This window comes from Enterococcus sp. AZ040 (assembly GCF_050499185.1).
Taxonomy (GTDB): domain Bacteria; phylum Bacillota; class Bacilli; order Lactobacillales; family Enterococcaceae; genus Enterococcus_D; species Enterococcus_D entomosocium.
Map to the genome: position 1 here is coordinate 46753 of NZ_JBMHEW010000001.1, position 22690 is coordinate 69442.

At 43.4% G+C, this 22690-nt stretch carries 20 protein-coding genes; 14 read left to right on the forward strand and 6 right to left on the reverse strand.

The features are described from left to right. Positions 1 to 114 precede the first annotated feature (114 nt). On the forward strand, positions 115 to 2094 hold the full coding sequence (gene treP / locus IGK63_RS00220; RefSeq protein WP_008376729.1) for a PTS system trehalose-specific EIIBC component: 1980 nt from the start codon (positions 115 to 117) through the stop codon (positions 2092 to 2094). Between the two features lie 124 nt (positions 2095 to 2218). Here treP and IGK63_RS00225 read toward each other — a convergent pair whose 3' ends face one another. Then, positions 2219 to 3592: an MFS transporter gene (locus tag IGK63_RS00225; protein WP_016611654.1), complete on the reverse strand. Its 1374-nt coding sequence runs from the start codon at positions 3590 to 3592 to the stop codon at positions 2219 to 2221. A 259-nt stretch (positions 3593 to 3851) separates the two neighbouring features. On the opposite strand from IGK63_RS00225, the gene IGK63_RS00230 reads away from it, so the two are divergent. Further along, positions 3852 to 4337 carry a hypothetical protein gene (locus IGK63_RS00230; RefSeq protein WP_005226468.1) on the forward strand — a complete coding sequence of 162 codons (486 nt, stop codon included), beginning with the start codon at positions 3852 to 3854 and terminating at the stop codon, positions 4335 to 4337. Positions 4338 to 4629: 292 nt separating this feature from the next. On the opposite strand, the gene IGK63_RS00235 is transcribed toward IGK63_RS00230, so the two are convergent. The 3 genes from IGK63_RS00235 to IGK63_RS00245 are packed head-to-tail and all read right to left on the reverse strand — an operon-like array spanning position 4630 to position 5694. Further along, the gene (locus IGK63_RS00235; protein WP_005232885.1) at positions 4630 to 4794 is read right to left on the reverse strand and encodes a hypothetical protein; all 165 of its coding nucleotides are present in this window, start codon (positions 4792 to 4794) and stop codon (positions 4630 to 4632) included. Beyond that, positions 4791 to 5381: a DUF1700 domain-containing protein gene (locus tag IGK63_RS00240; protein WP_005232884.1), complete on the reverse strand. Its 591-nt coding sequence runs from the start codon at positions 5379 to 5381 to the stop codon at positions 4791 to 4793. The genes IGK63_RS00235 and IGK63_RS00240 overlap by 4 nt, the downstream gene beginning before the upstream one ends. Next, positions 5368 to 5694, reverse strand: a complete 327-nt coding sequence (locus IGK63_RS00245; RefSeq protein WP_005232883.1) for a PadR family transcriptional regulator — start codon at positions 5692 to 5694, stop codon at positions 5368 to 5370. The genes IGK63_RS00240 and IGK63_RS00245 overlap by 14 nt, the downstream gene beginning before the upstream one ends. A gap of 225 nt (positions 5695 to 5919) precedes the next feature. Between IGK63_RS00245 and IGK63_RS00250 the strand changes: the two genes are divergently transcribed. After that, a complete protein-coding gene (locus IGK63_RS00250) occupies positions 5920 to 6621 on the forward strand; it encodes a TetR/AcrR family transcriptional regulator (RefSeq protein ID WP_016611653.1) in 702 nt (233 codons plus the stop codon). Positions 6622 to 6684: 63 nt separating this feature from the next. Here the strand turns inward: IGK63_RS00250 and IGK63_RS00255 are convergent, their stop codons facing one another. Beyond that, the gene (locus tag IGK63_RS00255) at positions 6685 to 8400 is read right to left on the reverse strand and encodes a sensor histidine kinase (protein WP_016611652.1); all 1716 of its coding nucleotides are present in this window, start codon (positions 8398 to 8400) and stop codon (positions 6685 to 6687) included. Continuing rightward, positions 8394 to 9899: a response regulator transcription factor gene (locus tag IGK63_RS00260; protein WP_016611651.1), complete on the reverse strand. Its 1506-nt coding sequence runs from the start codon at positions 9897 to 9899 to the stop codon at positions 8394 to 8396. Before IGK63_RS00260 ends, IGK63_RS00255 begins: the two co-directional genes overlap by 7 nt. Before the next feature lie 205 nt (positions 9900 to 10104). On the opposite strand from IGK63_RS00260, the gene IGK63_RS00265 reads away from it, so the two are divergent. From IGK63_RS00265 to IGK63_RS00315, 11 genes are all read left to right on the forward strand, one after another. After that, complete coding sequence (locus IGK63_RS00265; RefSeq protein ID WP_016611650.1) at positions 10105 to 11775, forward strand: extracellular solute-binding protein; 1671 nt, start codon at positions 10105 to 10107, stop codon at positions 11773 to 11775. Positions 11776 to 11923: 148 nt separating this feature from the next. Continuing rightward, the gene (locus IGK63_RS00270) at positions 11924 to 12856 is read left to right on the forward strand and encodes an ABC transporter permease (protein ID WP_008376715.1); all 933 of its coding nucleotides are present in this window, start codon (positions 11924 to 11926) and stop codon (positions 12854 to 12856) included. Positions 12857 to 12872: 16 nt separating this feature from the next. Beyond that, positions 12873 to 13760, forward strand: a complete 888-nt coding sequence (locus IGK63_RS00275; protein ID WP_005232877.1) for a carbohydrate ABC transporter permease — start codon at positions 12873 to 12875, stop codon at positions 13758 to 13760. Positions 13761 to 13766: 6 nt separating this feature from the next. Continuing rightward, on the forward strand, positions 13767 to 14405 hold the full coding sequence (locus tag IGK63_RS00280) for a DUF624 domain-containing protein (protein ID WP_016611649.1): 639 nt from the start codon (positions 13767 to 13769) through the stop codon (positions 14403 to 14405). 40 nt (positions 14406 to 14445) lie between these two features. Next, positions 14446 to 16467 carry a type I pullulanase gene (gene pulA / locus IGK63_RS00285; RefSeq protein WP_016611648.1) on the forward strand — a complete coding sequence of 674 codons (2022 nt, stop codon included), beginning with the start codon at positions 14446 to 14448 and terminating at the stop codon, positions 16465 to 16467. Between the two features lie 117 nt (positions 16468 to 16584). After that, positions 16585 to 17592, forward strand: coding sequence for a LacI family DNA-binding transcriptional regulator (locus tag IGK63_RS00290; RefSeq protein ID WP_016611647.1), 1008 nt, complete (start codon positions 16585 to 16587; stop codon positions 17590 to 17592). A gap of 155 nt (positions 17593 to 17747) precedes the next feature. Beyond that, positions 17748 to 18035, forward strand: a complete 288-nt coding sequence (locus IGK63_RS00295; protein WP_016611646.1) for a PTS Lactose/Cellobiose specific IIB subunit — start codon at positions 17748 to 17750, stop codon at positions 18033 to 18035. A 31-nt stretch (positions 18036 to 18066) separates the two neighbouring features. Continuing rightward, a complete protein-coding gene (locus IGK63_RS00300) occupies positions 18067 to 19485 on the forward strand; it encodes an L-fucose/L-arabinose isomerase family protein (RefSeq protein WP_016611645.1) in 1419 nt (472 codons plus the stop codon). Beyond that, positions 19476 to 20312 carry a transketolase gene (locus IGK63_RS00305; protein WP_005232864.1) on the forward strand — a complete coding sequence of 279 codons (837 nt, stop codon included), beginning with the start codon at positions 19476 to 19478 and terminating at the stop codon, positions 20310 to 20312. Before IGK63_RS00300 ends, IGK63_RS00305 begins: the two co-directional genes overlap by 10 nt. Beyond that, positions 20299 to 21240, forward strand: a complete 942-nt coding sequence (locus IGK63_RS00310) for a transketolase family protein (protein WP_008376699.1) — start codon at positions 20299 to 20301, stop codon at positions 21238 to 21240. The genes IGK63_RS00305 and IGK63_RS00310 overlap by 14 nt, the downstream gene beginning before the upstream one ends. 1 nt (position 21241) lies before the next feature. Next, positions 21242 to 22690: an FGGY-family carbohydrate kinase gene (locus IGK63_RS00315; RefSeq protein WP_008376697.1), complete on the forward strand. Its 1449-nt coding sequence runs from the start codon at positions 21242 to 21244 to the stop codon at positions 22688 to 22690.

The following is a 22690-nucleotide window of genomic DNA, read 5'->3' on the forward strand; positions in this document are numbered from 1 at the left end:
GAAAAAGTGAAAAAAATTGGTTTGAAACGCTTGCAATATCAAAACTATCAAGTTATGATTAGTGCGTAATTAAAACATATATATACAAGTGGATATGAAAGGGGTTTATTAATTATGGGAAAGTATCGTGATGATGCTGAGAAGCTGCTGGAATATGTTGGCGGCAAAGAAAATATCGCCGCAGTAACACATTGCGCGACACGGATGCGTTTTGTTTTGAACGATCAGACAAAAGCAAACGAAAAGGCAATTGAAGAAATTCCAAGTGTCAAAGGGATGTTTACGAATGCGGGACAATTCCAAGTCATTATCGGCAATGATGTCTCAACGTTTTACAATGATTTTACCGATGTATCAGGAATAGAAGGTGTTTCTAAAGAACAAAGCAAAGCGATTGCAAAAAACAATCAAAATATCGTGCAACGAGCGATTGCTACGTTAGCTGAGATCTTTACCCCGTTATTACCAGCGATTATTGTCGGTGGTTTGATGCTAGGGCTGAGAAATTTCTTAGAAGGTGTACCGTTAGAAGCTCTAGGTGGACAAACCATTACGCAAGCTTCTACTTTTTGGAACGGTGTCAACGGCTTTTTATGGCTGCCCTGTGAAGCGATCTTTCACTTTCTACCAGTAGGGATTACCTGGAGTATTACACGTAAGATGGGAACCACGCAAATATTAGGGATTGTTTTAGGGATTACATTGGTTTCACCGCAATTATTAAATGCTTATTCAGTAAGTTCAACTTCTGCTGCAGAAATCGCCCAAAATTATACGTGGGACTTCGGGTTCTTCACTATTGATAAAATTGGGTATCAAGCACAAGTGATCCCAGCAATGCTGGCAGGTTTCTTATTGGTTTATCTTGAAAGATTCTTCCGGAAATGGATTCCAGAAGCGGTTTCAATGATCTTCGTTCCATTGTTCTCATTGCTGCCAACTATTTTAGCAGCTCACATGGTATTAGGTCCAATCGGTTGGCAAATCGGATCAGGCATTTCTTGGGTCGTAAATGCTGGCTTGACCTCACCATTAAACTGGTTATTTGGTTTCATTTTCGGTGGCTTGTATGCGCCTTTGGTTATTACCGGATTGCATCATACAACGCTAGCGATCGACTCTCAATTAGTAGCGGATTTTGGGACAACAAACCTTTGGCCAATGATCATGCTGTCAAATATTGCGCAAGGTACGGCAGTATTGGCGATTTGGTTCCTTCACCGTGGCAATAAAAAAGAAGAACAAGTCTCTGTTCCAGCAACGATTTCTGCTTACATGGGGGTTACTGAACCAGCGATGTTCGGGATCAATTTGAAATATGTTTACCCATTTGTCGCAGCAATGGTAGGTTCTGCCTTCGGTGGAATGCTGATCACTGCAACGAATACCCGTGCATTAGGTATTGGTGTAGGGGGACTGCCCGGCTTCTTATCATTTAAAATTGAAAACTATCCAATGGTCTTCATCTCAATGGCGGTGACGATTGCGATCACTTTTGTTTGCACTATCGTCTTTAGAAAAGTTACCTTCTTAAATAAATTAGAACCGCAATTGGCTGCTGATACAGCTGCAGCAGCGGCTGTTGCACCAACGACTGCTGCACCGACAACTGCAGCCCCAGAAGCAACACAAGTTTCAGAAGAAACCCTTTATGCCCCAGCTGATGGGAAAGTGGTTGCCATCACTGAAGTTTCTGATCCTGTCTTTTCTCAAAAAATGATGGGTGACGGCTTTGCTGTTCAGCCAACGAACGGAACGATTTATGCTCCTGTTGCAGGTACGATCTCTAGCATTTTTGAAACGAAACATGCAATCGGGATTTTAACGCCTGGTGGCGCGGAAGTTCTTGTCCACATGGGCTTGGATACTGTAGAACTAAAAGGTGCGCCATTTGAGGTTCTTGTTTCTGAAGGTGATACAGTCACACCAGAAACGAAGCTTGCAGTGATGGATCTAGATGCCGTTATCGCAGCTGGCAAACAGACAGACGTTTTGACGGTCATCACGAATGCCGAAAAAGTGCGTCAGCTTTCATTGACGACTACAGGCACAGTGACAGCCAAAACAGCGGTTGGTTCAGCTGAATTAAACTAAAAAAATAATCCGTTTCCGAGAGCGCCCTTTGACTAAGAAGGGGAATCGGAAGCGGATTTTTTTATGGGCCGTCCTCAAGGGAGGGCGGCTTTTTTTCGTTGTTTTTCAATTGGAAAAGCCGCAGTTAGCTGACAGCTTTTTTGTCGGTGTTTTTGCGGAAGTAGTTGATCGTTAATAGGAAAGTCAGTAAGACCAGGGCCCACAAAAAGAATAAGGCGATTTGAGAGCCGATGACCGTCCCTTGGGTGTAATCGGTCGTCGCATTTTGTGCCAAATTGATAATGGTCGCCACCACAGCCGTCGCCACTGCACCAGAAAATTGCTGCAGCGTATTAAAGATCGCATTACCGTCCGCGTACAACGCAGGAGTCAGCTTGTTTAAGCCGGTGGTCATCATATTGCTGTAGGCTAAGCCGATCCCGATCATGTAAAAGACATGTCCGGCAACTAGGCTCCAAATGAAAGGCGAACGCAAAACAAGGGCTAAGGCAAGCCAACCAATGGCAATCAAAGTCAAACCAGACAGGATCGGTTTTTTCGGTCCAACTTTATCCAGCAACCGACCAGAGATCGGCGCAAGGACCGCCCCGATGGCCGCCCCGGGCAGCATAACTAATCCTGCAGTAAAGGCATCTTTTCCCAAGACGAGTTGGACAAAGTTCGGCAAGACAAAGGAAATGCCCAGTAAAAGGAACTGACAAACGAGAAAGCCGAAAAGAAACAAACTGAAGCTGCGGTTTTTCAAAACAGCCAAACGAATCAAAGGGTTCGGGCCGTTTGAGCGTTGATAAAACAAGCCAGCACCAATGAAACCGAAAAGCAGTGGCAGTAGACTCGCTAAGGTGCCTACTTGATTCAAGAACAATAAGAAGCCGCTGAACATCAAGACGATTCCTAATACACTCAGTAAATCCAGGGAAGTGTCTTTTGCCCCAGCCGTTTTAGGGATCGAGTAAAGGCCGAGTACTAGGGAGATCAGTAAGACTGGGATTAAGAAAAGAAAGATCGCATTCCAAGACCAATGGGCGGTCAATAATCCTCCATATGTCGGTCCGATCGCTGGAGCGATGGAAGTGGTCAAATTCCCTAAGCCGATCGCCGCTCCCCGCTTTTCAAAGGGGGAGTAAGTCAAAATGATGTGGAACATCAAAGGCAGTGCGATCCCTGTGCTGGCACCTTGGAAAAAGCGGCCAATCAGCAAAATGGCAAACGTCGGCGATAAAAAGTCGATCACCAAGCCAACAAGGAAGAAGGCGTTGGCAGCTAGAAACAAGGTTCTCAATGAGAAGCGTTTCAAAAGGTAGGTCGATATTGGGACAATGATGGAGATGACCAGTAAGTAGATGGTCGTCACCCATTGGACATCGGATGTTGAAAGCGTAAATTGATCGATCAATGTCGGAAACGTTACATTCATGGCTGTTTCAATCAGCACGCCTGCAAATGACATCAATCCGGTTGCGAGGATCGCCCCCACGAGTTTTTTGTTGTTTTCCATATTCTCACCTCTAAAAAATTCGCAAAAAAAGAGACCGTTTCTATTCTCATAGAAACCGCCTCTCTCTCGACAAGCGAACCCGCTTGTTATCTGTACGATTTAATCTATCGCTATTCTACTGACTTCATAAGAAAGTGTCAAGAGAAGTGGATAAAAAAATAGCAAAAAACTTTTTTGAAAGTTTTCAAACTTTTACTTACACGAAAAATTTTCTTCTGCTAGAATAGTCGAGTACGAAAAAGAGAAAGGAAGTTGTTACATGCCCATCAACAAAAAAGAAAGTTTGATCTATACGACACTTATGTGTATTTTCATGGTGTATTTTATGAGTGTTTACAACCTCATGTTCCAAGTCGGTGTGTCTGCATTGGCATTCCAATTGGCGTGGAATGAATTGCCATTAGCCCTTTGTGTCGCCTTTATTTTGGATTGGTTCATTGTTTCGGGTCCAGCAAAAGGTTTGGCGTTTCGATTTTTGGACCATCAATCAGCTACTTGGAAAAAAATCGGTTTGATTTCTTCATTGATGATCGCCGGCATGGTGATCTGTATGTCACTCTTTGGTGCGTTGATGCACCCAAACCCTGATCACTCGGTGTTCGTCAATTGGCTAAGCAACATTGGGAAAAATGTGATTGTCGCATTGCCGTTGCAATTGTTCATTGCAGGCCCCATCGTTCGCCGGGTGTTTCGCGCCTTGTTTCCTATTGGCACTGTGCAAGAACAGCCAGTACTAGGGGAATAATCGAGCATTAGAAAAAACGTACTGCAGACAGGCTCTACCAAGGTTAGCTAAAAATAGCTGGCTTGGCGATACCTGGACTTGCGGCACGTTTTTTTGCTTTTATAAACAACAAAAAAACCCATAGGATGGTATGGGTTTTTCTGGTTACCCTATGAAATAGGATACAGGATGTACCTATATAGTAATATGGTGAGGTCAAAAAGGAAAGTTCAATTTTTTCATCAATACATGAAATTAATGCAAATCACTTGTTTTTCTGACGAAAAAAGCAACTTATAATTGTTTTTGCCGATTAGTCTGTGTAGAAACCAATCAGTTGATACCAACGACGATGCTCAATATGGTAGGCATCAGGTGAGTACCCTGACATTGAAAAACCGATAAAGGTGATGACCAGTCCGAGAATAATAAACAACAGACTGAGAAAAACGAAAAAGCGCTTATTGATTTTGATCATAGGACTGCCTTCTTTCGATAGTTTTGAACAAATGATTTTGGCCAAACGACAAGGGAGTGGGTAAGACGTGAAAAAGGTCGGCTCATACTATAAGTGGCGATCAGACAAAGAAGCCCTAAACCAAATAAGAAAATCCCCACGCCTAACTGACTTAAAAAGAGATAGAAACCATCCGCCATCAGCATGGGACTTAAGACAACGCTAGCAATCCCACCGATAAACGTAGTGACACCAATCATGCCAGTGGTGAAAGGCACACACCAGATGATTATTAAAAAGCTTAGGATCAGCAAAGCGGCACTTAACAATAAGCTGCCCCACAATGGAAAGCCTAGCACTAAGATCAAGAGCAAAAAGGGATGAAAGCGGCGGGGAATCTCTACCACGACCTCTTCTGTTTCTGTGACTGTTTGGATCAGTTCTTTTGGGGAGCCAAGGCGTGCCACGGCTTCTTCTTCAGTGTATCCTTCTTCCATCAAATCTTCGATCATCTCGTCATAATAGTTGATCAGCTGATGAATCTCGCTAGGTCTGACTTTTTCAGATAATTCTGCAGCCAATGCCTTGATAAAATCAACTCTGTTCATCTAGTGTTCCTCCTTTAATAAATCGCTGGATCAATGTCAATTGGGGCCAGTCGTTGGTTAAAAAATCGTCGATCCGCTGTTTGCCAAGTTTGGTCAAGCGGTAATATTTTCGGGTCCGTCCTTGATGACTCTTGTTGTAAGTCTCAACCGCTCGGCTGGCTTCTAAGCGCTTCAAGATAGGGTAGAGGGTGGATTCTGAGATTGGTAGTAAAGGAGAAATATTTTTGACTAATTCATAGCCATAAGAGTCCCCGTGCTGCAAATAGGCTAAAACACAAATTTCCAATAATCCTTTTTTTAATTGGGCATCCAAAGGCTCTCCTCCTGTTCATATCCATACTATACATTACATAGTATCATTTCACAAGTAGTATCAAAAAAATCAGTCTTAAGACTTAGCCGAGGAAAACAGGGAAGTTTTTCAGGAAAATGGTCAAAAATATAAAACAAAATTAAGAAATTCGGCAGAAAGTATATGTTAACGTTCTCTTTTTTGTTAAAGTAGAAGTATGCAGATTACTTTCAGTAAGAAAATTGGGTGTTGGTGGTGTTTCACTGGAAGAAAGCAAGTGAGAGTAGAGGAGCGTTAGCGAGAGCTGATCGCCTCAAGAAAGGAAGGGGTATTATGAGAAAAGCAACGATTACGAAAAAATATTTGATCAACTGTTTAAAAAAATATCTGGTGGAATATCTTTATCGGCCAATCACTGTCCGCGACATTGCTAAATATGCACGAACATCGACCCAACCAATCTATTTGAATTTTTCAAACATGCAAAATTATAAACAGGCAATGGTCGATGATGTCTTCCATGACATTCATGAAGCAAAAAAAGAGACGGTGATGACACTGGATCCTCTATACTGTTTTTGGCATGACTATTACGTGTTCGCCAGTCGCAATCGAGCCCTCTTTTTTGCATTATTTTTAAATGATATTGGTTGTGGTCCCTACATAAAAGAGTGTTCTTTTGCATATTTTCAAGAAGCAATCGCTGAATCAGCTGTTTTTCAATGTGAGCAAGAAAACGATCTGAGGAAATACCATGAAGAAGCCTTGATTTTTTTTAGCGGTTTGGTATTGCTGTTTATTCGTGAAGGGTGTACTGACGGCAACAAGGATTTTATAAAAGATACCGTGGAGTATTGGGAACGAATGTTAAAGAAAGCAAAAGGCGTGACGCGAGACCAGGGTCGGCAAGGATTATTAGAGGTTGGTGCGTTTGCTGTAGAGGAATAGGTACTTGAAATCAAGCATTAAAATAAATATCTGAATATTTTGACACCAAAAAACCGTTAGTGATTAAACATTCTTCACTGACGGTTTTTTTTGAGGAGGTAAGTCTTGCGGTATGAGTAGAACAATTGTGGTGTTTTCACCTTTTACTGATTGAATCGATAAGGAAGCTTGCTTGCCATAGTACAATGCTAGCCGTTGGCGTACATTGTTGATACCATAATGTTGATCAGAAGGTTCCTCCAGTTGTTTTAGCTGTTCAGGATCAATCCCGGGACCATTGTCTTGAATCTCAAACCGTAGCCACTGTCCTTCTTTGAGGCAGCGGATCGTCAATACCCCTCTGCGGTCATCTTCAATATGATCAAGCCCATGAAAGACGGCATTTTCGACAAACGGCTGCAAGAGTAGATTGATCATCGGATACTCATCGATATCTGAGTCAATTTCGAGGACTAAATCAAAGGAATGGTGATGCATTTTTTGCTGGATTTTAGCATAGGTGATCGTCAGATCGAGTTCTTTGCTGACGGATAGCCGGTTGGATCCTTGGTTTAGGCTGAGACGGTAGAATCGAGACAGCAGCTGAGCCATCTCACGGATCTCGTGATTGCCGTTTAGTGTGGCAGTATTGCTGATCAGTGCTAAGGAATTATAAAAGAAATGCGGATTGATCTGGGCTTGCAGAGCCCGCAATTCGTATTCTCTTTGTTTCAATTCGGCTTCATATACTTCATTGATCAGCTCAGCGATTTTATCTAGCATTTTTTGAAAATTGGTGTATAACTGCCCGACTTCATCTTTTGAAGAATATGTGTGCTCGATTTTGAATTGATCCATTGATAAAGAGGCCATTTGCTGGGTCAAAGAGTTGATCGGCTGTACCACGGTTTTAGCCAACCACCAGCTGGATAAAACCAATATCATTAATACAAAACCAAAGATAATAAGTGCCGCACCAACTAGATACAGTAAACTGCTGAAAAATGACTGTGCGGTTTTAACAAAAACGATTTGCCAATGATTATCCAGCAGTACAGGTGCCTCTTCAATAACTGCGTTTCCAACCAGCCACTGTTTTTGAGTACGTTGCTGCTTCGTCAAATAATCAATGCGGTAAAGCGTCTGCCCGGTCTCTGACTGAATGGTCAAATCATAAGGCTCCTCAGTGACTGCATCCAGATTCGTGAACAATGCTGCTCGATCGATGGTTAAAACGATGTAGTTTAAGGAATCTGCGGTATGGCCTTTTAAAAAAAGGTTGGTATAAAAAGAAAGTTCCTCCCGTTCTTTGTCAAAATACGTTCGAATCTCGGTCGAAGGTTTTTCTTTTAGAAAAGGCAGTGCTGTATCAGCCGTGATTTTTTTGACGTATTGCCCATGATCATAAAGATCGATCGTGGTGTATAGCGTGATGCCTTTAATATCTGCTTGCGGAAAACGAACACTGTGAAACAAAGGCACGATCGTATTTTGAAAGAGATTGTATTGATCAAAGTTTGAGAAGCGTTGACTAGAAAGCTCTTGCGTCAAGGCGGTATTGTTGGCTAAAAAGAGCAGGCTGTCCCGATAGGTGTGGATCTTGCTTTCTAACTGATAGCTGATACTTTTGAGATTATCGGAGTAAGCACTTTTTTCCTGCTGTTGGATAAAGGCTCGGATGATAGATACCCCGACAAAGGTCAAAACGATCAGAGGAACAATGCTTGAAAGAATTGAAATAAGGGCGATCTTTTTTTGAAAACGAAAATTTTTAAAACAATCGTGGACTTTTCTTAACAAGAGGGACCTCTCTTTCTATACGCATCCGGCGTCATTCCGACAATTTCTCGGAACGTTTTGCAAAAATAGGAATAATGATTAAAGCCAACTTGTTTGGAGATAGTTCGAATGCTGCAGTTCGAGTTCTTTAAACGCTTCTGAGCCTGTTTGATACGGTAAGACTTGATGTATTTGGTGATACCCATGCCTTCAGAAGTACTGAATAATTCGCTTAGGTAGTTAGGATTGATATTGACTTCCTTTGCTAACCGATCCAAGCTCAACTCTTGGTGAAAATGAGCGAATATATAGGATTTTACTTGGCGCACATAGTCATTTGACTGGCTCCCGTTGATTTGAAGCAATGCATCATGGATATAATGGAAGAGGGCATCAAAAATATCCGCAATTAGTTGCAGACTTGGCGCTTCCAGTATTTTTCCAATCTGATTAGCGCCACACTCCGCATCAAAAGTGATCGTGCACTGATCGAGGATTGTTTGATAAAAGGTCGCAAAATAAAACTTGGCATTGGTTGGTTCCTCACGTCCATTTGTTTCAAAGCAGTCGAAAACTGTTTTCACAAGCGCGTGGGCTTTTTTACTTTCGTATTGATTCACATACGAAACGGTTTTTTCGAAAAGCGCTTTCTTGACGATGTAGTGATCTCCCGGAAGCAGCTGGCAGATTTTCCCTTTGTTTTGCTGATAAAAAGACCGCTGACTGGTTCTCAGTAAGTCATGATAGGTGCCATACACCCCTGAATGGTGGGGAACTGGTCCGCTGTCAAAAAGTGTTATTTTTTGCTGAAACTGTTTGGAAAAATAGGTAGTTAAGTTGTTTTTTCGCTCTTCGATTTCCCTTTTTGGCAAAGGTTCGTTAAAAAAGAGCAGTTGTGCTGGAGCTAAAAACAAACTGAACATTTCAGGAAATGCAGCAGATAGCGATGGGACAAAATCCGGCGCATTCCAAGAATCCAGCGGCCAAGTAACGAGAAAAAAAGAGGGATGAGTCTTAAAAAAATCTTGTGCAATCGATTGCTCTTCCTTCGGCAGTGAATGCCAAGGATAGCCATAAAAAAGTTTACTCAAAATCTCTTTCAAGTAATGGGTTTGTGCGATTGTTTTTGTGTAAGCGCGCTGCTTTTGTTGATCAATAAAAAGAATGATTTTATTTATTTGTTCATAAAAATCATCAGGGTCGATTGGTTTTAAGAGGTAGTCAACCGCTTGTAACTGTATGGCTTTTTTTACATAATGAAAATCTTCAAAGCCGCTGATAAACATCACAGGAATTTCAGGAACTGCTTCTTTGATTCTCGCTACTAGGGCATGTCCATCCATAAAGGGCATCTTTACGTCGGTAATTATCAAGTCAAAGGGCTGTTTCTGAAAAAGTTGCCAGGCTTCGCGGCCATTTTTGGCTTCTTCGATCAGCCATTCTTTTTCATGCTGACTCAAGAAGTATTTGATCACTTCTCTTTGATCGTAGCTGTCATCAGCAAGCAGCAGTCGGTACATGGTTTTCGCCGTCCTTTCGTATAGAGAAAATTACGCAGTCGCTTCTTCTTTCTATAGTAAGCGATAAACAAAAAAAGCAACAGAGCGAATTTGTAAACGTTTTATTTTTCTGGATATCGTGCTATGAATCTGAAAAAAGTGCTATATTTTCTGTGGAAGCGATTGCGTATAATAAGGATATCAAAAAAGTTTGAGGAGGAAAACAATGAAATTTAGGCGGGGGACAGCAATGTTAACAGCAGTTGCTTCAGCACTTATTATGACAGGATGCAGTTCAGAAGAAGCAAAGACCAATGAAAATGGGGATACCGTGATTACGATCGGACGCCAGACCGCACCGAACTCGAAACTGCCTGAGGGGGATTCTTACAGCAATAACGCATATACTCGATTGATTCAAGAACGCTTGGGCATCGAGCTGGAGAGTGCCTTTGAAGCCCATGGGGAAGACTATGATCGTCAAGTATCGCTAGCGATCGCTTCAGGGGAACTACCGGATACGATGATCGTCGGATCAAGAGATGAATTGGAAGAATTAGTTAACAATGATTTAGTGGAAGACTTAACCGAAGTATTTGAGGAGCATGCCGACGATTTTCTAAAAGACATCTATGATTCGTTTGATGGGATTCAGTTAGAAGCAGCCACGTTTGATGATCGCTTGATGGCGATCCCATCTACTAGCGATGACTTCGGGCCCAATCTTGTCTGGTTGCGCCAGGACTGGCTAGATGAGCTAGGTATTGAACTGGATAAAGATGGCAATCGCTCAATTACATTGGATGAGTTGAAGGAAACAGCGATTGCTTTTCAAGAAAATGATTTAGCCAATACCGGAAAAGCAGTTGGTTTGCCATTGGCCTTCTGGTTGTCTTCGCCAAATCATGGCGGCACGGCATATACCGGAACAGCCATCATGAATGCGTTTGGAGCCTACCCAAAATCGTATCTCCAAGATGAGAATGGGCAGATGTTTTATGGATCCAATACGCCAGAAATGAAAGAAGCACTAACGCTACTGAAGGACTGGCAAGATGAAGGGTTCATGGATCCGCAATTTGGTACCCGCACGTATGACGATATCCATGCCATGATGGTTAATGGAGAAACGGGCATCGCTTTTGGTCCTTGGCACATGCCTGACTGGGGCTTAGTACAAGCCAAACAAAATGATCCAAATGCTGAATTTGTTCCTTATGCCCTTGAAAATGCTAACGGCGATGGAGGGGTCAATGCCGTGGCTAACCGCGGCACTGGGCAATACATCGTGGTGCGCAAAGGTTTTTCTGAGCCGGAAAAAATCATGGAGATGATCAATCTGATTTATGGTGAAGTTGCCAACTCGGAAGATATTGAAGCCGAGTTTCCGGAAATTTATGACTATGCGAAAGTGGATGTCGATGGGACGGTTCGTCCATGGAATGTTGTTTTCTTAAAAGCCTATAGTGAGATTGATGATGCAGTAGAAGCTTCCAAGGCGGCGGTTGGCGAAACATCTATCGAGGATATCTCCAACTTCTTCATCAAAGAAAACGCCGAAAAAATCAAGCAATATCTGGATAGCCCTGAAGAAACTGATCCGGTGGACTGGACCCGCTATGCCTCCCGCTATTTAGCCGTCAATAATGTGATGGGCGGTATCAGAGAGCAAGGACGCTTGAATGAAGTGAAACCACCGCGTTTTGATTCGATCAAAGCCAATGAACGAAACGGCGCACAAGTAGGGAAACTGGAGGAAGAGACCTTCATTAAGTTTATCACTGGAGAAGAACCCCTGGAAAACTTCGACAACTATGTTGAAACCTGGAATAGCCAAGGTGGGACAGCCATACTTGAAGAAATGCAAGAAGTAGTAGATCAGCGAGCAGATAATTAAGCGGCCACTCCAGCGGTTCTGACACTCGTCTTTCGAACAAAGAAAAGCAAGGTTGTATGCAGGAAAACCGACTGCAGGTGCCTTTTCTTTGTTCGAATTTTTTCATCAAGCGGCTGGTGAGGCAAAAAATTTATGGAGGAGTAAGTAAATGGAACTTTCTGTTGAAAAAGAAAGCAAAAAAGAAAAGAAAAAGTGGTTTTCTCGAGATCAGCTTTTCTTTCTAGGGATGATTTTACCAGGCATAATTTTTATTTTGATTTTTTCTTATGGTCCTATGTTTGGGTTGTTGATGGCATTTCAAGATTATGTGCCAGCGAAAGGTGTATTTGGTTCTGAATTTGTGGGATTCGAGCACTTTCGCTATTTGTTCAGTTTACCGGATATTTTCTTAGTAACTAAAAACACGATTTTCATCGCTTTCTGGAAAATTGTCTTTAATACGATCGTACCGATTCTTTTTGCGATTCTATTAAATGAAGTACGTGTAAAGTGGATGAAACGCTCCATTCAGACCATCGTATATTTGCCCCATTTTCTTTCATGGGTCATATTGGCTTCAGTAGTGGTCAATTTATTCAGTCTTGATGGAACGGTGAATCAGATTTTACAAAACTTTGGTGTAGAACCATTAAACTTTTTGGGTAGTAATCAGCTGTTTCCTCGTTTGCTGATCGGGACCGATGTTTGGAAAAGTTTTGGTTACAGTTCAATCGTGTACCTTGCTGCCATTACCTCGATTGATCCGGGATTATATGAAGCAGCAACGATGGATGGTGCTTCTTGGTCAAAAAAAGTCTGGCACGTAACCCTGCCGGGGATGATGCCTTTTATTTTGCTGATGACGATTTTGTCGCTGCCTAATATCTTGAATGCCGGCTTCGACCAAATTTATAACCTGTATTCTCCGGTTGTGTATCAAAGCGGCGATATTATCGATACCTATGTCTACCGAATCGGTCTGATCGGTAGAGACTATAGCTTAGGAACCGCCGTTGGTCTGGTCAAATCGGTGATCGGTCTATTCTTGATTTGGTCTTCCAACAAAATTGCGGAGAAGAAGACTGACAGAGTGATGTTTTAAGGAAAGGAAAAAAGAGATGAAAGAAAAATTTAGTATACGGCATGCAGTAATTTATTTGATCGTCATTGTTTTGGCACTTTCTTGTTTAGTACCGATGTTGAATGTCGTGGCACTTTCTTTAAGCAGCAGCAGTGCGGTCGCTGCAAATGCTGTGGGGCTATGGCCAGTGGATCTGACCTTAGCGGCTTATGAGCGCATCATGAGCGATCAGCAGTTTTGGCGTTCTTTTGGTATTTCAGTCATTCGTGTGGTGATCTCTTTATTGCTGAATTTGGTGATGATCGTAACGATGGCTTATCCGCTATCTAAATCAAAAAAAGTATTTCGAACGAGAAAATTATTCATGAGTGTGATGGTTTTCGCTATGCTCTTCAGTGGTGGCATGATTCCAACGTATTTGGTCGTTCGCAATCTAGGATTATTGAATACGATTTGGTCCCTGATTTTACCTAGTGCAGTCCCTATCGGCAGTGTGATCTTGGTGATGAATTTCTTTCGGGGAATTCCCAAATCATTGGAAGAATCTGCTCGGATCGATGGGGCCAACCCACTGCAGATTTTGGGACGAATCTATATTCCAATGTCTTTGCCGTGTTTGGCAACCGTTTCTCTATTCAGTATTGTCGGTAGTTGGAATGATTTTTTCAGTGGACTGATCTATATGACCAAGACTGAAAACTATCCTTTAATGACCTATATCCAAACACTATCAGTCAACATTGCTGAAACAATGCAACAAGCCGGGAATTTGACTTCCGAGCAGCTACAAAGTCTGCTAGCGGTCTCTGATCGAAACTTGAATGCAGCGAAGATCGTGGTGGCAGTGGTGCCGTTATTGATTATTTATCCGCTTCTACAAAAATATTTCGTTCAAGGAATCGTTGTCGGATCAGTAAAGGAGTAAACCCACATGATACACTTTTTTCATTCAGAAAACTTCTTCGCACGAATCGCTTGGAAATTCAGCCAGTTGCTCCTATTAAATGTACTACTCTTGTTTTTTAGTTTGCCGCTCTTCACGATCGGTGCAGCCATTACTGCGGGTTCTAAAGTGGCGACTGATCTGATAGAAGGAAAAGCACCGGCTGTTGTTCAGCAGTTTTGGTCGGTCTTTTGCCAAAGCTTTCGAAAGAGCACTCTTATCTGGCTCAGTCTACTTTTTTCTTTGTGGCTTTTGACTGCTGATTGGTTGTATTATTTCCAACTAAAAGGGACGCCTGATCTTTTTACCGTAGGCTTAGTAATTTGTACGTTCATGTGGCTTCAATTTTTCCAAGTTTCGTTTTTCTTACTCGCACGTTACGATAGCGGAATCAAAACGATCCTTTTGAACAGCATAAAAGTCGCCGCAAAGCACCCTTTTAAAATACTTAGTCTTCATATTCTGACTGCAGCCCCTATTGTCATCATGCTTCTTTCACCCTATGCGCTGGTTTTCAGCATGTACATTGCCTGCTTTTTTGGTCTTAGCTGTTTTTTGTATGCACGCTGTCAGTTATTGTTGGCAATTTTCAAGAAATATGAGAAGGTAGAAATAGCAGAAAAGTAACTGGCTTTTATAGTTAGAAACGTTGAATGGAGGAATTTTGATGGGACAAAACACGCAGTATGGAGAAAAAAAGATTGCGATCGATCGCAGGATCGGTTTTTTAGAAGAACATACGTATCACGGGAATGATCTTGGTGTGACTTTTCAAGGACAGCAAACCACGTTCAAATGCTGGTCACCAGAGGCAGAGGCCGTTTCAGTATTGCTTTATCAAAGCGGTGTTGCTGGGACTGACGATCGTCTGCTGACGCTGCCAATGGTTCAAGAAGACAACTGTTGGCAAGTCACGACGGAAGAAAACGTCAAGGAGCTGTTTTATACCTTTGAGTTTCAACGAGATGGGCAGAAAATCGAAGCGATGGATCTTTATGCCAAGGCAGTAGGGATCAACGGAAACCGCGGTGCGATCATTGATTTAAAGGAAACAGATCCTGAAGGTTGGCAGGAAAGTCACGGCGTCGGTCAGCAGTCGATCACAGATGCCTATATTTGGGAATTACATGTCGAAGATTTCAGTGGTGCCGAAAACAGCGGTATTTCACCAGAAAATCGCGGAAAATATTTAGCCTTCACTGAAAAAAAGACCCATCTGGTGGGAGATGAAAGTCAACCAACTGGCATGGCCTATTTAAAAGAGCTGGGGATCAATTATGTTCATCTGCTGCCGATCTTCGATTTTGACAATGATGAAACTTCGTCTGCCTACAATTGGGGCTATGATCCGAAAAATTACAATGTACCTGAAGGACGATACGCTTCTGATCCTAGTGATCCCAAGGCGCGGATTCGTGAATGCAAGCAAATGATCCAATCGCTGCACGAAGAAGCCATCGGCGTTGTGATGGATGTGGTCTTTAATCACACTGCGATCACGGAAGAATCATGGTTTAATTTGACGGTGCCTGATTATTACTACCGTCAAGATGATGCAGGGAATTTTGCGGACGGTTCTGCTTGCGGCAATGAAGTGGCTTCTGAACGGAAAATGATGCGTAAATTTATCATTGATTCAGTTTTATATTGGGCGCAAGAATACAAAATCGACGGCTTTCGTTTTGATTTGATGGGCCTGATCGATGTGGAAACCATGAACCAGTTGCGGCAACGCCTAGATGATGCCGGCTTCAGCCATGTGATTTTATACGGCGAGCCATGGGATGCCGGCAGCAATCAAATTATTCAGCCGAATATCCCAGCAAATAAAAGTAATGTTTGGGCACTGTCAGAAGGCGTTGCTGTTTTTAGCAATGATTTAAGAGACAGTATCAAAGGCGATGTCTTTGAAGAAACAGACGGCGCGTTTATTCAAGGAATGAATGGTCAACCGCAAGTCAAGCAAACCTTTTATGCAGCAAATTTGGCAACGGCGATTCAAGGAAATACGAAAGTTGCCGCACAAGAAGGCGCCGAGCGCTGGGCAAAATCGCCCCGCCAAGTGATCGCCTATGCTTCAGTCCATGATAATTTGACCTTATGGGACAAGCTGGTGGCAACCATGCAGGCTTCAGTGAAGGAAAGAAATTATGAGTTTGATCCTGAGCTTTTAGCCCGCAATAAACTAGCAGCAGCCATTTTGTTTACTAGCCAAGGAGCAGTGCTGACTCAAGCTGGGGAAGAATTTGGCCGTACCAAAGAAGGCGATGAAAATTCCTTCCGTTCGCCACTGGCAGTCAATCAGCTGGATTGGTCACGTGCCAAAACCTTCAAAGAGTTGCGCGAGCTGTATCGGGGCTTGTGGGCATTGCGGCAGTCCTATGCACCATTGAGAGATGCCACGACCCAAACGGCTGAAAGCATGGTCTTTTATGAGACAAAGAATGAAAATCGCTTGGCGTATCAAGTACCCAATCGTGACAAACAGCATCCATGGCGTTCCTTGTTCGTTTTACTCAACAGCACGGAAGAAAGCTGGTCCTTTGGCTTACCGACGGCAACAGAAAATGCTTCTTGGCACATCATTGCTGACCCCAAAGGAGCTGGGATCACTTCTCGCGGCGTAGCAGCGCCAAGAATAACCATCGACCCCTTATCCTTCTGCATTTTGGCGGAACAAAGTAACTAATCAAAGTAGAAGCTAAAACAAACTAAAAATTTTAGTTTGTTTTAGCTTTTTTGGTAGTAAAAAAACAATTCTTTTGCTATACTTTTAACAGAATGAGAAGCAGAAAGCGGTGAGCAAATGAAAGTTGTGATCTCTGATATTGCCCGAAAAGCTGGCGTTTCCAGCGGAACTGTCTCTAATGCAATCAACAATCGTAAGGGGATCAGTGAACAAAAACGGCAAGCGATCTTGAAGATCGCTCGTGAGATGGGGTATTTTGATCAGCGAGAAATTAAAAAAACGGAAAGCCAAAAGATCAAATTTGTTGTAATGAACAAACAAGGAAATGTCGTAGGGGATACGCCTTTCTTTTCTGAATTGATCCGGGGGATCGAAATGGAATGCAGCGCGTTAGGCTATGAATTGGTCATTTCCCATATCACATTGGCGCCAGAGGAAGACCCGATCGAAAAGATCCGCCCAGAATTAGTAGATGGTTTGCTATTGTTAGGAACGGAATTGGAAAAACAAGATTTAGCAGTCTTCCGTCATTTGGAAGTACCCTTAGTGATTTTAGATACGATTTTTAATTCGCAGGACTTTGATTTTGTCGCCATCAATAATCGTGACAGCGCCTATGAGATCGTTGAAAAGATGATCGAAAAAGGCCACCGAGACATTGGCATCATCAACTCAACCTTTCAAATCAACAATTTCCGTGAACGCAAGCAAGGGTTTATTCAAGCGATCCAAGAGCATGATCTGATCCATTATGAAGAGACGGAAGCCTTAGTAGAACCCACCTTGGAGGGCTCATATCAAGACATGAAGGTCTATTTGGAATCCTTGCGTGCCGATCAGCGGCCGTTACCAAGCGCCTTTTTTGCGGTCAATGACAATATCGCCATCGGTGCAATGAAAGCCATTCGCGAAGTGTTCCCCGATCATCCGTTGGCCATCGTTGGGTTCGATGATATTCCTTTGGCGGAATTTTGCAACCCACCGCTGACCACCGTCAAAGTAGATAAAGTGTACCTTGGTCGCCAAGCCGTGCGACGCTTGATCGAGAAAATCACCAGTGAAGATGAAAACCATCTGAAAATGCTGGTCGCCACGACGATCGTCGAACGCGAAAGCATCAAATAAGAAAAAAATAAGAAGAAGACAAAACGTTTAGCAAGCGTTTTGTCTTTTTTTAGTTATTAAACAAAAATATTTATCTAAAACTATTGCAAAATATTTAGCTTATGCTATATTTAAGGTGTAAAAAGTAAGGGATTACATTTTGAGGAAGTGAATAGATGACACAGATCGGTCTCTTTTGTGCAACTGGGCTCTCCAGCGCACTGCTCGTCAAAGCGCTCAAAGAACAACTAGCGGATGATCAGCATTACCAAGTGAATTCCGCGCCTTTTTCAGAAATATTTATGGTGGGAAATGACTATGATTTTTTGATTTTAGCTCCTCAAACCCGCTTCAATCAAGCGAAAGTCGCAACAGCCTTTCCTAATAAAAAAATCGTTTTACTGACGGATAAGGAATTTCTGAGCAGAAATGTAGCACGAATCGTCGAAGAAATAAAAATTTAGCTAAATATACTAAAACGCAAAGGGTGGTTTTATGGATAAAGTGACAATCGGGTTCGCCCCGACTAGAAGAAATTTATTTAGTGCAGAAGCAGCCATTGAGTACGCCAATCTGACACGACAAAAAATGGACGAACTGGCCATTGATTATGTAGATATTTTAGATATCAACGAAGATGGCTTGCTATACGATGATGAAGGGGTTGAAAAAATCGCCGAAAAATTCAAAGCAGCAAAAATCGACGGTCTTTTTCTAGCCAATGAAAACTTTGGTACGGAATATGCCTGTGCTCGTCTAGCCAAAAAACTAAATGTCCCCGTCTTACTATGGGGACCCAAAGACGAGACACCAGCCGCCGATGGTTCACGTTTGCGGGATACGCAATGCGGTCTTTTCGCTATCGGGAAAGTCTTGCGCCGTTTCAAGGTACCTTTCACCTATGTCAAAAATTCTGATATTGATTCACCGGAATTTGCCCGCGGCTTGCAAGACTTTATCAAAGCCTGCAATGTCGTCAAGACCTTCAAACAAACACGAATCTTGCAAGTTGGCCCACGCCCCTTTGATTTTTGGACCGTGATCTGCAACGAAGGCGAACTATTGGAGCGTTTCAATATCTCGCTATCACCAGTACCGATCCAAGAAGTGGTGCAAGAAATCAAGAAAGTCAAAGAACAGCAGCCAGATAAATTGCAAGCAGTCATTGATTATTTCGAAACCAATACGGAAGTCCAAATTTCGGCGAAAGATTTGGAGATGGTGGCAGCCCTTAAAGTGGCCTTGCAAAACTTATGTGAAAGCTATGGCTGCAATGCAGGGGTCATCCAGTGTTGGACGGCTTTACAAGACGAAATCGGTATTTTACCGTATGCCTCCCTGTCGCTTTTACAAGAAGAAGGTCTGCCTTTTGTCTGTGAGACGGATGTTCATGGGGCGATCTCGGAACTGTTGGTCGAAGCCGCTTCGTTGGGGGAACACCGTGCGATCTTTGCGGATGTCAACTGCCGCCATCCAGAAAACGAGAATGGCGAATTGCTACAGCACTTAGGGGTTTTTGCTTATTCCACCGCGGAGACCAAACCGATCTTGCCGCAACGACATTTTGTTTTTAACTATCCGGGATCAGTCGCTTTTCGGGCAATCAAAGACGAGTATACGTTGTGTCGCTTTGATGGAGACAACGGCGAGTATTCGTTGCTGATGGGCACCGGCAAAGGGATCGATGGACCATACAATCAAGGGACCTATCTCTATCTAGAATTTGCGAATTTGAATCGCTTGGAATTCAAACTCGTTGAAGGCCCTTATATTCATCATGTTGCGGCGGTCAGAAAAAATGTGGTGCCGATCTTGTACGAAGCGTGCAAATACATCGGCGTGCAGCCAGATTTTTATGATCCGATCGAAGAAGACGTTAAAGCATACTTGAGAGGGGATCAATCATGGAAATAAACGAGCTGGAAATGAAGGCTTTAACGATTCGAAAATCCGTGTTAGAGCTGATCTATCAAGCAAAAACGGGTCATACTGGTTCGGATCTTTCTTGTACCGATATTTTAGTGGCCCTGTATTATCAGATAATGAATGTGGATGCGAAAGATCCCCAAAAGCAAGATCGTGACCAGTATATCCAAAGTAAAGGACATGCTGCAGAAGTACTATGGGCCGTTTTAGCGGACAAAGGTTTTTTGCCGAAAGAAGAATTAGCCACCTTTTCGCAATTTGGTTCACGACTGATCGGTCATCCAAACAATAAAGTAGCTGGGGTTGAGATGAATACTGGTTCGCTAGGTCACGGCTTACCCGTCGCAGTAGGGATCGCCTTGGCAGGCAAACTGGATCACCGCACGTATCAAACCTATACGTTGTTGGGAGATGGCGAATTAGCAGAAGGCTCGGTATGGGAAGGAGCCATGGCGGCTGCCAACTACCAGCTGGACAATTTGACCGCCATCATTGATCGCAACGGCTTGCAGATCACTGGAGCCTCGGAAGATGTGATGGCAGTGGAGCCGTTAGATGAAAAATGGCGTGCCTTTGGTTGGGATGTGCATATCGTTGATGGCAATGATATGGCTGCCTTGGTGGCTGCATTAGAAAAACCGCATCAGCCCAATCAACCGAAGCTGGTCATTGCTAAAACCATCAAAGGCAAAGGCTATTCTGCAGCCGAAAATCAAGCGCAATGGCATCATAAAGTGCCAACGGCAGAAGAGCTTGCACAAGCTATTGCCGAACTTGATCAGCAAATGGAGGTTTTGACTCATGGGAAAAAATAATATTGCCAATCGCCAAGCGATGTGCGACGTATTGATTGAAGAAGGAAAAAAGAATCCTGCGATCACGGTGTTGACCAGTGATTCTCGTGGTTCCGCTTCGTTAGCACCTTTTGCCAAGGAATTACCGACACAATTGGTGGAAGTAGGGATCGCAGAGCAAAACATCGTCAGTATTGCGGCCGGCTTAGCCCATATGGGCAAACGCCCTTTCGTTGCATCCCCTGCTTGTTTTCTCAGCATGCGCAGTATCGAGCAGATCAAAGTCGATGTCGCGTATTCGAATAAAAATGTCAAACTCGTAGGCATCAGCGGCGGTGTCAGCTATGGGGCATTAGGCATGAGTCATCATTCCTTGCAAGACATCGCAGTGGCACGAGCGATCCCTAATTTGCAAGTGCTGTTGCCAGCAGATCGCTTTGAAACGATCCAAATGTTTAAAGCCTTAGCGGCATCAAATGAACCAGCCTATATCCGTCTCGGTCGCAATCCTGTTGAAGATTGTTATGATTCTGCAGATTATCCTTTTGAGATCGGCAAAGCCATTGAGCTGAGAAGCGGTCAAGATGTCGCATTGCTCGCCACTGGCGAAACCGTGCGCCAAGCGTTGGATGCTGCTGAGCTATTGGAAAGACAAGGTATCACTGCTACCGTTTTAAATGTTCATTCCTTGAAGCCCTTTGATTCAGAAACGGTCAAACGAGTGGCGAAAGAAACAGGCACCGTGATCACTGTGGAAGAACACAGCCGATACAACGGCTTAGGAGCTGCCGTGGCGGAAACGCTGGCAGAAGAAACGGGCATTCGACAAAAAATCATTGCTTTTCCGGATGAAGCCTTGATTACTGGTTCTTCGTCAGAACTGTTTGCCCATTATGGCTTAGACGGTGGCTCCATAGCGAAAACAGCGGTTGCGTTTCTAGGAGCTTAAGATGGACAAGACCTATCAGCTTGTTTTAGATCAGAGTACATCCGGTACCAAGCTCTTACTGTTTCAAGAAGGGAAAATCCTGCAGCGTTACGATAAAAAACATCGCCAAATTTATCCAAAAGTCGGGTGGGTCGAACATGATCCCCTTGAGATTTGGCAAAATGTCCAAGAATTGCTGGCACAAGTGTTGCAAGAACAAGCGATCACTGCAGATCAAATCGTTTCCTTGTCATTGACCAATCAGCGAGAAACGATCGTTGCTTGGGATCGATTGACCGGCAATCCCCTGTACAATGCGATCGTGTGGCAATGCAACCGCAGCGCTACGATTTGTGAAGAATTGACGGCACAAGGCTGGGAAAAGACGATCAATCAAAAGACCGGTTTGCGTTTAGATCCGTATTTTTCCGGCACCAAAGTGAAATGGTTGGCCCAAGAATTATCAGCCATCAAAGAAAAGTCGGGGACTGGCGAATTGGCGATCGGTACGATGGACAGCTGGCTGTTGTGGAATTTAACGCAAGGGACAGTATTTGCGACAGAAGCCAGCAACGCTTGCCGAACATTGTTTTACAATATTGAAGAGGGCCGTTGGGATGCAGAACTCGTCAAACTTTTTGGCATCCATTTAGCAGACTTGCCAGCGATCAAACCTGCTGATACGGTTTTCGGTAGCTATCACGGAATCCCTATCAAAGGGATCTTAGCCGATTCACAAGCGGCATTATTTGGGGAAGGTTGTCAAAGCCTTGGGGATGTAAAAATCACGATGGGCACCGGTTGTTCGATCATGATGCAAGTGCAGCAGGAGCAGACGTTGCGGGATCGCCGCATTTTGACGACGGTCGGCTGGCAAACTAGCCAGGAAACAGCGTTTGCGCTAGAAGGCATCATCCGTTCCTGTGGTGACGCCATCAACTGGTTCAGTGAGCAAGTGGCTCCGCTGCCAGATGTAGCTGAGATCTGTCAAGAAGTGCTGACCAGTGACAGTCAAGAAGACATCTATTTTATCCCAGCATTGCAAGGAATGGGTGCCCCTTTTTGGGATAATACGATGACTGCCAGCTTTGTCGGCATGAAACGCACAACGACGACTCATGAGCTGTTGAAAGCCGTTTTAGAAAGCATCATTTTTCAAATCAAAGCAGTGATCGATGTGATGGAAGAAGTCGCTGAACGACTGATCAATCAGGTAATGATCGATGGCGGTGTTTCGAAAAACCGCGCCTTGATGAGCTTATTGGCGACTTTGATCAATAAACCCGTCATCGTCAGCGAAGTCGAAGAATTTTCAGCCATCGGCACAATGCTTGTTGCCAAACCAACCATGAATGAACCAGCTATTCAGCAAACCACGATCGTTCCGCAAGCCGAACAGGCCGTGATCCGTTTGAAATATGAAAAATGGAAACGGTTCATTGAGAAGTCAGCTGCTTTTAGTGAAGGATAA